Here is a 12047-nt window from a genome sequence, read left to right as displayed (position 1 = left end):
GCAGCATCGCCGCCACGCCGTCGCTGATGCCCTTGCTGTAGTTGCCCGCCTTGAACGCCGGGGCGATCACCTGGTTGATGATCACCCAGGACTGCGCATCCGTGAGCACGCCTTCCAGGCCATAACCCACTTCGATGCGAATCTTGTGCTCATCCCGGGCGACGATCAGCAGGGCGCCGTTGTCCTTGCCCTTCTGGCCGATGCCCCACGCGCGGCCCAGTTGATAACCGAAGTCTTCAATGGGCACGCCTTGCAGGTCGGGCACGGTGACCACCACGATCTGGTCGCCGCTGGTCTGCTCCAGCGCCTGCAACTGCTGGGTCAGCTGCGCACGCACGGCCGGGTCGATCATCTGGGCGTTGTCCACCACCCGTCCGGTCAGGGCCGGGAAATTCAGGGCGGCCTGGGCGGTCAGGCTGAAGGCCAGCAGCACCGCCGCCATCAGCCAAGCGCGCTTGCCCATCAGAATTTCACTTGCGGCGCTTTATCGGCATCGGCACTCGTGGCCTCGAAGTTGGCGCGGACCGGCAAGTCGCTGTACATCACGCTGTGCCACAGGCGGCCAGGGAAGGTGCGTATCTCGGTGTTGTAGGCCTGCACTGCCTGGATAAAGTCGCGGCGGGCCACGGCGATGCGATTTTCGGTGCCTTCAAGCTGCGATTGCAGGGCCAGGAAGTTCTGGTTGGCCTTCAGGTCCGGGTAGCGCTCGGACACCACCATCAAACGGCTGAGTGCACCGCTCAAACCGTCCTGGGCTTGCTGGAACTGCTTGAGTTTCTCGGGATTGTCGAGGGTGCTGGCGTCCACCTGGATCGAGGTGGCCTTGGCCCGCGCTTCGATCACGGCCGTCAGGGTGTCCTGTTCATGGGCGGCGTAGCCCTTGACCACTTCCACCAGGTTGGGGATCAGGTCGGCGCGCCGCTGGTACTGGTTCTGCACCTGGGCCCAGGCCGCCTTGGCCTGTTCGTCCAGGGTCGGGATCTTGTTGATGCCGCAACCGCTCAGCACGGTGCTCACCAGTATCAATGCCACGGCCTTCCAGCCCCAACGGTAACCTTGTGCTGCTTGCATGGTGTTTCTCCTGCCAAACCTATGAAATTTACCGACTGACGCGTTAGCCACGGGCTTAGGGCATAATCCGCCACCACCCACTGGATTGCATCGTGCCAATCAGCTAAAAGATGCCCAGCGCCAATAAGAGTTCAGAAGTGTGCGGTATTTATCTGAACAACACCCGAACAACAATAGACGCTCTCCGGTCCCAAGGCTGCGAGAAAGGATTTTCATGAAGAAGCTGTGTTTGCTGGGCCTTGTTGTCAGTTTGGCCACTCATTCCGTATTAGCCGAAACAAAGCCCGCAGTGCTCAAGGACAAGGACGCCTTCGTCAGTGACCTGCTCAAGCAGATGACCCTTGATGAGAAGATCGGCCAATTGCGCCTGATCAGCATCGGCCCCGAAATGCCCCGCGAGCTGATCCGCAAGGAAATCGCCGCCGGTCGCATCGGCGGCACCTTCAATTCGATCACCCGCCCGGAAAACCGTCCGATGCAGGACGCAGCCATGCGCAGCCGGTTGAAGATCCCGATGTTCTTCGCCTATGACGTGATCCACGGCCACCGCACGATATTCCCCATCAGCCTGGCCCTGGCTTCCAGCTGGGACATGGACGCCATCGGCCACTCCGGGCGCATCGCCGCCCAGGAAGCTGCCGCCGACAGCCTCGACATCACCTTCGCGCCGATGGTCGACATCTCCCGCGACCCGCGCTGGGGCCGTACCTCCGAAGGCTTTGGCGAAGACACCTACCTGACCTCGCGCATTGCCGAAGTGATGGTCAAGGCCTTCCAGGGCAGCAGCCCGGCCAAGGCCGACAGCATCATGGCCAGCGTCAAGCACTTCGCCCTGTATGGCGCGGTGGAAGGCGGTCGCGACTACAACGTGGTCGACATGAGCCCGGTCAAGATGTACCAGGACTACCTGCCGCCCTACCACGCCGCCATCAAGGCCGGCGCCGGTGGCGTGATGGTTGCGCTGAACTCGATCAACGGCGTACCCGCCACCGCCAACACCTGGCTGATGAACGACCTGCTGCGCAAGGACTGGGGCTTCAAGGGCCTGGCCGTGAGCGACCACGGTGCGATCTTCGAGCTGATCAAGCACGGCGTGGCCAAGGACGGGCGTGAAGCCGCCAAGCTGGCGATCAAGGCCGGGATCGACATGAGCATGAACGACTCGCTCTACGGTAAGGAATTGCCAGGCCTGCTGAAGTCCGGCGAGATCGAACAGAGCGACATCGACAACGCCGTGCGCGAAGTGCTCGGCGCCAAGTACGACATGGGCCTGTTCGCCGACCCGTACCTGCGCATCGGCAAGGCCGAGGATGACCCGGCCGACACCTACGCCGAAAGCCGCCTGCATCGCGCCGACGCACGTGACGTGGCGCGCCGCAGCCAGGTGCTGCTGAAAAACCAGAACAACACCCTGCCGCTGAAAAAGGACGCGACCATCGCCCTGGTCGGCCCGCTGGCCAAGGCGCCGATCGACATGATGGGCAGCTGGGCCGCTGCCGGTAAACCCGCGCAATCGGTGACCCTGCTGGACGGCATGAACGCCGTGATCGGCGACAAGGGCAAGGTGATCTATGCCCGTGGCGCCAATATCACCAACGACAAGAAAGTCGTCGACTACCTCAACTTCCTGAACTTCGATGCCCCGGAAGTTGTGGATGACCCGCGCTCGTCCCAGGACATGATCGACGAAGCCGTCAAGGCCGCCAAAGGCGCCGATGTGGTCGTGGCCGCCGTGGGCGAGTCCCGTGGCATGTCCCACGAATCGTCGAGCCGCACCGACCTGAACATCCCGCAGAGCCAGCGCGACCTGATCAAGGCTTTGAAAGCCACCGGCAAACCGCTGGTGCTGGTGTTGATGAACGGCCGTCCGCTGTCGATTGTCGAGGAGAACGAACAGGCTGACGCAATCCTGGAAACCTGGTTCGCCGGCACCGAAGGCGGCAACGCTATCGCTGACGTGCTGTTCGGTGACTACAACCCGTCGGGCAAGCTGCCGATCACCTTCCCGCGTTCGGTGGGGCAGATTCCGACCTACTACAACCACCTGAGCATTGGCCGGCCGTTCACTCCGGGCAAGCCGGGCAACTACACCTCGCAGTACTTCGATGACACCACCGGGCCGCTGTTTCCGTTCGGTTACGGCTTGAGCTACACCAGTTTCAGCCTGTCGGACATGGCGCTGTCGTCCACCACCCTGAACAAGACCGGCAAGCTCGACGCCACCGTGGTGGTGAAAAACACCGGCAAGGTCGATGGCGAAACCGTGGTGCAGCTGTATATCCAGGACGTGGCCGGCTCGATGATCCGCCCGGTGAAGGAATTGAAGAACTTCCAGAAGATCATGCTCAAGGCGGGCGAAGAGCGCGCGGTGCACTTCACCATCACCGAGGAAGACTTGAAGTTCTACAACACCCAGCTGAAGTTTGCGGCTGAGCCGGGCGAGTTCAATGTGCAGATCGGGTTGGATTCGCAGGATGTGAAGCAGCAGAGCTTCGAACTGCTCTAAAGTCTTGCCCGGTCAAAATGTGGGAGCGGGCTTGCTCGCGAATGCGGTGGATCAGTTGATACATCAGGTGACTGACACACCGCTTTCGCGAGCAAGCCCGCTCCCACATTTGATTGGGGTATTCTGGCTTATCCGCGGCGGTCCAGCAGGTTGACCACCAACCGATCAATCCACCCCCACACCCGCTGCTTCACCCGCCGCCACAATGGCCGCGACTGCCATGCCTCAAGGCTCACCGCCTGGCTCAGGGCAAAATCCCGCTCGAAACTCCCCACCACTGCCAACGTCAATTCCGGGTCCAACGCTTCCAGGTTCGCTTCCAGGTTGAAGCGCAGATTCCAGTGATCGAAGTTGCACGAGCCAATGCTCACCCAATCGTCCACCAGCACCATTTTCAAGTGCAGGAAGCACGGCTGGTATTCAAAGATCTGCACCCCGGATTTGAGCAAACGCGGGTAGTAACGGTGCCCGGCATACCGCACCGACGGGTGATCGGTACGTGGCCCGGTCAACAGCAAACGCACATCCACCCCGCGCCCCGCCGCCCGGCGCAGGGCACGCCGTACGCTCCAGGTCGGCAGGAAATACGGGGTGGCCAGCCAGATACGCTGGTGGCCGCTGTTCAGCGCACGGATCAGTGACTGCAAGATATCCCGATGCTGGCGGGCGTCGGCATAGGCCACACGCCCCAGCCCCGGTCCTGTCGCTGGCACCTTGGGCAACCGTGGCAGGCCAAAATGCGTGGCCGGTTTCCAGGCTCTACGATCGTCGTTCGCCAGCCACTGACGGTCGAACAACGCCTGCCAATCCAGCACCAGCGGGCCACGAATCTGCACCATCACTTCGTGCCAATCGGCGGTGTCTTCCCCGGGCGTCCAGAATTCATCCGTCACGCCGGTGCCGCCGACCACGGCGATGGTCTGGTCGATCAACAACAGCTTGCGGTGGTCCCGATAGAGGTTGCGCATCCAGCGGCGCCAGCTCAGGCGGTTGTAGAATCGCAGGTCCACCCCGGCGTCGATCAACCGCCGACGCAGGCCCAGGGTAAACGCCAGACTGCCGTAGTCATCGAACAGGCAACGTACGCGCACGCCACGTTCGGCGGCCGCCACCAGGGCCTGAACCATCGCCTCGGCACACGTGCCCGCCTCCACCAGATACAGCTCCAGCGCCACCTGTTGCTCTGCCTGGGCGATACCTTCCAGCATGCGCGGGAAGAAACTCGGGCCGTCGACCATCAGCTCGAAACGGTTGGCGCTGCGCCACGGGAACACTGCGCCGCTCATGTCAGCGCGCCGTGAAAATCAGTACCGCACCCACCGGCACCGACAGGCTGATCTGCGACAGCCCGGCGGCCTTGCGCAATGCGGCTACCCCCGGCAGCAAATCGAAATCCTCGGCGTGCACCACCAATGGCTCCAGGGTGACCACCTGGAAGCGTCGGTCATCCAGGCGGGTCGCCAGCAATTCGGTGCTGTAGGTCTGGGTCTTGCCGTGCAGGGTCACCGACAGCGGCAGGCGCAGCTCGTATTGCGCGCCGGGGGCCAGGTCGTTGATCGGTTGCAGGTTGATCTGCGCATTGATCACCGCGTCCGGGTAGGTCTTGATCTCGAACAGCTCATTGCGCATGCGCTCGTCGCGCAGCGGGATGCCGCTGTTGATCGACTCCAGTTCGACTTCCAGCTGCGCCGCGCCTTTGCTGTCGACCTTGCCATGCAGCACCAGGAAGCGCTGCACTTCAGCGATGTCGGTGTTCTTGGTGGTGACGAACGACAGGCGCGAGGACTCGTTGTCCAGGTACCAGTCGGCATGGGCAGGCACGGCGGCAGCGGCCAGCAGCAGGAAGGCCATGGGTTTGAACAGGGACATAAAGACTCTTGGGGCAAAAAACCTGGGCGAACAGTAACAAAGACCTCCTGTAGGAGCGAGCTTGCTCGCGAAGGTTGCCAACGATGACGCGGGCATTCTGAATGAACGCGGTGCCTGTGAGTTCTTCGCGAGCAAGCTCGCTCCTACGGGGGAACGGTGGTCAGGCCAACGCCTGCTGCACATCGCGAATCGTCGACTCCAGGCTGGCCAGGTGCAGGCTCAGCACCCGTTCCACCGGTGCCTGATCCATCGGCCAATGCAGCGCCATGCTGCCCACCAACCGGCCATTGGCCCGGACCGGCAAGGCCACCGCGCGAATCAGGAACGGCAGGCGCACCGGATATTCCCAATAGCCTTCGGTGCGTTGGCCAAACCCCTGGTGCTGGGATTGTTCACACGCCCGGTATTGATCGTCTTCCGCCACATGCTCACGACCGGCCAGGCGCTGCACTTCATCCGCCGACAATTGCGCCAGGCACGCCTTGCCCATGGCCGAATGAAACAGGCTGGCGTGCTGGCCGACGATCTGGCAATTGTTCGGGTAGAGCTTGCGCAGCACCGTGGGGATCGCGCTTTCCATCACCTCCAGGCGTTCGCCGTCGAAGCTCGACAGGTCCACCACCAGGCCGGTGCGCTCGCTGAGGTCCAGCAGCCACGGCGCGGCGCTTTCCACCAGTTGGCGCTTGAAGCGTTGCTGGGTGTCGCCGAACAACCGTCTGGCCCGCAGGCGGTAACGCCGGTCGCTGAGCCCACGATAGATCCAGCCCTGTTCCTGCAAGGTCAGCAGCATCCGCGAGACCGTGGCCTTGGGCAGGTGAGTCAGGTAATGCAACTCTTCCAGCCCCAGCGCCTGATGCTCGCCGAGCAATTCGATGATCGCCAGTGCCCGCCCTACTGAGCGTACGGTTCCCGTCTCGGCGTCGCTGCCCATGTGTCGATCTCCTTGATGCCGATGGATGATCTGATTTCACAGCAAGATACAGGCCCGTCGCGGCTCAACCGGTCGCCGAGAGGCAAGCGGGTGGGCGCCGCTGCACCCAGCGGGTCAGTTGTTCGTGGGCGTACGCCAGTTGCAACACTGTCCTGTCCGCCTGGGCCGGGCCGATGATCTGCAGGCCCATGGGCAAGCCCCGGGGGTTGAAACCCACCGGCACGTTCATGCTCGGCAGGCCGGCCAGGGTGGGGCCGATCACCACTTCCATCCAGCGATGGTAGGTGTCCATCTCGCGCCCTGCGACGAGGCGTGGCCAGGCTTGTTGTGCATCGAAAGGGAACACTTGGGCGGTGGGCAGCAACAGGAAATCGTAACGTTCGAACAGTTTGCCCAGGGCGCGGTACCAGTCGCTGCGGTTGATCGAAGCCTGGTAAACGTCCGCCGCACTCAGTTGCAATCCGCCCTGCACTTCCCATTGCGCCTCCGGCTTGAGCAGTGCACGTTTTTGCGGGTCGGTGTACGCCGCGCCGAGGGAGCCCTGGATCAGCCAATGGCGGTGCACCAGCCAGGTCTGCCACAGGCGTTCCAGAGAAAATTCCGGTTGGCAGTGCTCGACCTCGCAACCCAGCGCAGCGAAGTCCTTGAGGGCCGATTCGCACAGGCTCATCACGCCGTCTTCCATCGGCAGGTAACCGTTGTAATCCCCGAGCCAGCCCAAGCGTGCACCCTTGAAGTCGCGCTGCAATGGCTCACCCAACACCGCCGGATCCTCCTTGAGCGACAGCGGCACCCGAGGGTCATAGCCGGCCTGCACACTCAGCAGCCGCGCCACATCCGCCACGCTGCGACCCATCGGGCCTTCCGTGGCCAGTTGCTGGACGAACAGCTCCGGCGCCGGCCCGTGAGGCACCCGACCCTGGGACGGACGCAGGCCAAATACGTTATTGAATGCCCCAGGGTTTCGCAGCGAGCCCATCATGTCGCTGCCATCCGCTACCGGCAGCATGCGCAATGCCAGCGCCACCGCCGCGCCGCCGCTGCTGCCACCGGCCACCAGGCGCGGGTCATAGGCGTTGCCGGTGGTGCCGAACACGCTGTTGTAGGTCTGCGAGCCCAGGCCAAATTCCGGCACGTTGGTCTTGCCGATGATGATCGCGCCACTGGCCCGAACCCGCGCCACGCTGATCGCATCTTCTTGAGGAACATGCTCGGCGAACAGCGGCGAACCGAGGGTGGTGCGCAGGCCCTGGGTCGCCGCCAGGTCCTTGATGGCCTGGGGCATGCCGTGCATCCAGCCACGGGATTGGCCTTGGTCCAACTCGCGATCACGCTGCGCCGCTTCGGCCAGCACGTCCTCATGGGAGCGCAGCGAGACCAGCGCATTCACCGTCGGGTTGAAGCGTTCGACCTGGGCCAGATACGCCTGCATCACTTCATGGCAGGACACCTGCCGCGCATGGATCGCCCGAGACAGTTCGATGGCATCCAGTTCAACAATACTCAAGGTTTCACCTCGCTGGAAAACGGCGCCGGTCGTTTCGCCTGTGGCGCCTCATGCATGCAGTAAGTGCCCAGCAGCGTCAGGACGCAAGCGAACAGCACATAAAATGCCGGGGCTACCGGCGTGCCCAGCACCTTGCTGAGCCAGGTGACGATCAACGGCGCAAAGCCCCCGAATACCATCACCGCCACGTTGTAAGCCACCGACACCCCGGTGGAGCGTACTTCGATGGGAAACTGCTCGGCCAGGGCCGTCGGCGCCGGGCCGAAAAAGCCGCCGATGGCAGTGCACAACATCACCTGCATCACCAGCAAACGCTCGATGGACGGTGCCGCCGCGACCCACACATACAGCGGGTACACCATCACAAAAAACGCCAGGGTGAACGCCATCAATACCGGGCGCCGACCGAACCGATCCGACAGCAGGCCGGACAGCGGAATCACCACGGTCATCAGCGCCACCGCGAACATCTGCACCATCAACACCTGGTCCAACGGCAGGCCGAGGTTCTTGTGGGCGAAGGTCGGCATGTTCACCAGCACCACGTAGAACGACACCGTTGCACCACAGGCCAGGCCCATCGATACCAAGATGCTGCGGCGGTGGTCGCGGATGACGTCCATCAAGCTCGGCGCCGCACCCTTGGCCTGTTTGCGTGCCTCGATAAATTCCTCGGGGTCTTCCATGTGCCGGCGGATCCACAAGCCCACCGGGCCGATCAGCAAGCCGAAGATGAACGGCAGGCGCCAGCCCCAGACTTCAAGGGTTTGCGGCTCGAAGAAGTGCGTGACCAACGCCACCATCGCCGCGCCGCCGAACACCGCCAGGCACTGTCCCACCAACTGCCAGGAACCGTACAGGCCCTTGCGATGGGCCGGCGCGCTCTCCACCAGGAACGCCGTGGCACTGGCGTATTCACCGCCGGTGGCAAAGCCCTGGAGCATGCGCGCAACCACGATCAGCATCGGCGCGCCCATGCCGATGGCAGCATAGCTGGGGGCGAAAGCGATCAGGGCGATGGAGATGGTCATCAACCGGATGATCAGTTGCATCGCAGCCTTGCGGCCTTTGCGGTCCGAATACATGCCCAGCAGAATCCCGCCCACCGGGCGCATGAAGAAGCCGACGCCAAAGGTGGCCAGGGCCATCAGCAGCGAGGCGTATTCATCCTCCGAGGGGAAAAACTGCCGGGCGATAATGCTGGCGAGAAAGCCGTAGACGATGAAGTCATACCATTCCAGCGCATTGCCGATCACCGCCGCCACCACCTGGCGGGTGCGGGATACACCTTGTTTTGAAGCCTGCATGGGAACACTCCATTCAACCAGTCGGAAAAGGGTCCAGCGGCAGAAAAAAGAGGTCGTCAGGCGGGCTTGAGCCAGCTCTCGGCCAGCGCGCCCCAGTAGGCGGCGCCGGTCAACAGGATGTCGTCGTTGAAGTCATAGGCGGGGTTGTGGACCATCGGCCGCGACACGCCGTTGCCGATAAACAGGTAGCTGCCGGGGCAGCGTTGCAGCATCCAGGCGAAGTCTTCGCTGCCCATCAGCTTGGTGGTGTTGCCGTCGACGGCACCTTCACCCAGCAGGGCGACGCCGACCTGGCGGGCGAATTCGGTTTCTTCGGGATGGTTGACCAGCACAGGATAGGCCGGGCGATGTTCGATCTGCGCGGTGCAGCCGAAGCTCGCGGCCTGGGTCAGGATGATCGCCTTGACCCGCTCCAGCATCAGTTCACGCACGTTTGCATCCAGGGCACGCAGGCTCAAACGCAACAGTGCTTGCTGGGGAATCACGTTGGCCGCCTGGCCCGCTTGCAGGGCACCGACGGTCACCACGGCGGCTTCCTGGGCATTGATATTGCGCGCCACCACGGTCTGCAATGCCATGACCATACTGGCGGCGGCCACCAGCGGGTCGACCGTCAGGTGCGGCATGGAGCCATGGCCACCGACGCCTTCGAGGGTCACGGTGAGCAGGTCCTGGGAGGCCATCATCGGTCCAACGCGCAGGCCCAGATGGCCGGCGGGCAAGCCCGGCATGTTGTGCATGCCGAACAATGCGTCGCAGGGAAACCGCTCCAGCAAGCCGTCGGCGAGCATGGCTTCGGCGCCGCCCTGGCCTTCTTCGGCGGGCTGGAAAATCAGGTTCAGGGTGCCGTCGAATTGACGGGTCGCGGCCAGGTAACGCGCGGCGCCCAGCAGCATGGTGGTGTGGCCGTCATGACCGCAGGCATGCATGCAGCCGGCGTGTTGGCTGCTGTAGCTGGCGCCGGTGTTTTCGATGATCGGCAACGCGTCCATGTCGGCGCGGATACCGAGCTTGCGCGAGCTGCTGCCATTGCGCAGCACACCCACCACGCCGGTCTGGCCGATGCCGGTGTGGACTTCGTAGCCCCAGTTACGCAGCGATTGCGCCACGAGGGCGGAGGTGCGGTTTTCTTCAAAGCCCAGTTCGGGGTGGGCGTGAATGTCCTGACGCACGGCGTGCAGGTCGCTGGCGACATCGCTCAGCCAATCCAGGATGTGCTGGTGTGGGCTCATGGTGATTCTCCTCGCAGGCGGGTGTTCCCGTTCTTTTTCGTTGCACACCGCCAGATAACCGCGATGTGCGCAGGAGAACAATCAAAGGTGGTTCCACCCTGTGGAACCTCAGCCCCACCTGTGGCTGCATTAGGGCAAGAGGCGGCAGCCCTCGCGCTGGCCCAGCCATTGGGCACTGTGGGCGCGGCCCAGGCCGCTGGCGGTCACGAGGTGTTTTTCAGGGTTGTCGGTGAAGGCGCTGGTGGGCACGTATTGCTTCACATAACCCTGGCAATAATCAGCGGGATTGCCCTCCACATATCGGCAGGAGCAGTACTCCTTGGCGGTGTAGGCCGCGATGATGTCGGGGAAGGCTTGCAGGTTGACCCGCTCGTGCCAGACCCAGCCGAGCAACACGAGTAACAGCAGGATCAACAGACTGACGAAGGGATGACGGCGGATCATGGTTGCACCGCTGCAAGGACGCGCTTGAGGAGTTCGTTGTGGCGATAGCTGCCGTCGCGGTCGTCACCGTAGCGCACGATGACCAGCTGTTTTTCGGGCATCACGTAGAGCGCCTGCCCCCAGTGGCCGAGGGCGGCGAAGGTGTCGGCGGGCGCGTCCGGCCAGGGTCTGGCGGCGCCCTGCACTTCGCGGTTGAGCCACCATTGGCCGCCCGGAACGGCTTCGTCCTGGCCCGCCTTGTACTTGTCGAACGGTTGGCGATTGAACGCGACCCACTCCTTTGGCAGCAATTGTTGCTCGCCCCAACGGCCGTCGCGCTGCATCAGCAGGCCGACACGGGCCAGGTCGCGGGCAGTGAGGTAGGCATATGAGGACGCGACGAAGGTTTCCTCGGCATCGCTTTCCCAGGTGGCGTTGCGGATGCCCAGTGGCTGGAACAGGGCGGTCCATGGGTAGTCGACGTAGGCCTTGTGGCCGAGCATGCCCTTGAGGGTGGCGGACAGGATATTGCTGTCGCCACTGGAATAGCGGAATGCCTGGCCGGGGGCGCTGGAGGTCGCGGTGTCGGCGGCGAACTCGGCCATGTCGTGGTGGCCGCGAGTGTAGAGCATGGCGACCACCGAGGATTTCAGCGGGGCGTATTCGTAGTCTTCCTGCCAGTCGAGGCCCGAGGCCCAGTGCAGCAGGTCGGCCATGGTCACGCCGGGGTGTTGTTTCATCGGCGGGTAAAAGCGCGCGGCGGGGTCGGTGAGTTTGAAGCGGTTTTCGCCGAAGGCCACGCCGAGCACGGTGGCCATCAGGCTTTTGCTGATGGACCAGGTCAGGTGCGGGGTGCTGGCGGTGGTGGGGGCGGCGTAGCGTTCGTAGATGATCTGGCCGTCGCGGATGACCAGCAAGGCGTCGGTGCGGACGCCTTTGCGGGTGGTGTCGTCGCGGGGTGGGAAGGCGTAGTCGTCCAAGGCCTTGGCGGCCGGGCCGGTCAGGGGCTGGCCTTGGGACCATTCCTTCTCCGGCCAGGTTTCGGCGTGGGCTGTCAGGGTGAACAGCAGCGCGGCGTATAGGAGGCCTTTGAACATGGATTGGGACTCGGGGGCATTCAAGCCCGCGAGCCTAGCCCAGGGGGATGACGGTTTTGTTACGGACCCTTGGGTGAGTACATATCCGTTATTTGGGTGATGGC

The 12047-nt window shown here is 63.3% G+C and carries 11 protein-coding genes; 1 reads left to right on the top strand and 10 read right to left on the bottom strand.

Annotated features, from left to right (window positions below; translation table 11 throughout):
- On the bottom strand, window positions 1-463 hold a 463-nt coding region (locus HX786_RS08500), incomplete at its 3' end, for a YgcG family protein (RefSeq protein ID WP_178911937.1).
- On the bottom strand, window positions 463-1071 hold the full coding sequence (locus HX786_RS08495) for a LemA family protein (RefSeq protein ID WP_003209150.1): 609 nt from the start codon (window positions 1069-1071) through the stop codon (window positions 463-465). The genes HX786_RS08500 and HX786_RS08495, both read right to left, overlap by 1 nt.
- 214 nt (window positions 1072-1285) lie before the next feature.
- On the opposite strand from HX786_RS08495, the gene bglX reads away from it, so the two are divergent.
- Window positions 1286-3577: a beta-glucosidase BglX gene (bglX, locus tag HX786_RS08490; RefSeq protein WP_177010036.1), complete on the top strand. Its 2292-nt coding sequence runs from the start codon at window positions 1286-1288 to the stop codon at window positions 3575-3577.
- 128 nt (window positions 3578-3705) lie between these two features.
- Here the strand turns inward: bglX and HX786_RS08485 are convergent, their stop codons facing one another.
- The 8 genes from HX786_RS08485 to HX786_RS08450 all read right to left on the bottom strand — a co-directional run bounded on the left by HX786_RS08485 (window position 3706) and on the right by HX786_RS08450 (window position 11943).
- Complete coding sequence (locus HX786_RS08485) at window positions 3706-4863, bottom strand: phosphatidylserine/phosphatidylglycerophosphate/cardiolipin synthase family protein (RefSeq protein ID WP_178911936.1); 1158 nt, start codon at window positions 4861-4863, stop codon at window positions 3706-3708.
- Window position 4864: 1 nt separating this feature from the next.
- Window positions 4865-5446: a YceI family protein gene (locus HX786_RS08480; RefSeq protein WP_008430888.1), complete on the bottom strand. Its 582-nt coding sequence runs from the start codon at window positions 5444-5446 to the stop codon at window positions 4865-4867.
- A gap of 160 nt (window positions 5447-5606) precedes the next feature.
- A complete protein-coding gene (locus HX786_RS08475; protein ID WP_003209157.1) occupies window positions 5607-6377 on the bottom strand; it encodes a helix-turn-helix domain-containing protein in 771 nt (256 codons plus the stop codon).
- 64 nt (window positions 6378-6441) lie between these two features.
- The gene (locus tag HX786_RS08470) at window positions 6442-7884 is read right to left on the bottom strand and encodes an amidase (protein ID WP_178904111.1); all 1443 of its coding nucleotides are present in this window, start codon (window positions 7882-7884) and stop codon (window positions 6442-6444) included.
- A complete protein-coding gene (locus tag HX786_RS08465) occupies window positions 7881-9191 on the bottom strand; it encodes a citrate-proton symporter (protein ID WP_178904112.1) in 1311 nt (436 codons plus the stop codon). The genes HX786_RS08470 and HX786_RS08465 overlap by 4 nt, the downstream gene beginning before the upstream one ends.
- A 56-nt stretch (window positions 9192-9247) precedes the next feature.
- On the bottom strand, window positions 9248-10423 hold the full coding sequence (locus HX786_RS08460) for a M20 aminoacylase family protein (protein ID WP_008430881.1): 1176 nt from the start codon (window positions 10421-10423) through the stop codon (window positions 9248-9250).
- A 129-nt stretch (window positions 10424-10552) separates the two neighbouring features.
- Entirely contained in the window at window positions 10553-10867 is a 315-nt protein-coding gene (locus HX786_RS08455; RefSeq protein WP_177021695.1) for an amidase, read from the bottom strand.
- Window positions 10864-11943, bottom strand: a complete 1080-nt coding sequence (locus tag HX786_RS08450; protein WP_178911935.1) for a serine hydrolase — start codon at window positions 11941-11943, stop codon at window positions 10864-10866. The genes HX786_RS08455 and HX786_RS08450 overlap by 4 nt, the downstream gene beginning before the upstream one ends.
- Window positions 11944-12047: the final 104 nt, after the last annotated feature.

It is taken from the genome of Pseudomonas sp. 21615526 (genome assembly GCF_013386245.1).
Classification (GTDB): domain Bacteria; phylum Pseudomonadota; class Gammaproteobacteria; order Pseudomonadales; family Pseudomonadaceae; genus Aquipseudomonas.
The sequence above is the reverse complement of the archived record's forward strand: the minus strand, read 5'-3'. Positions and strand labels throughout refer to the sequence as shown.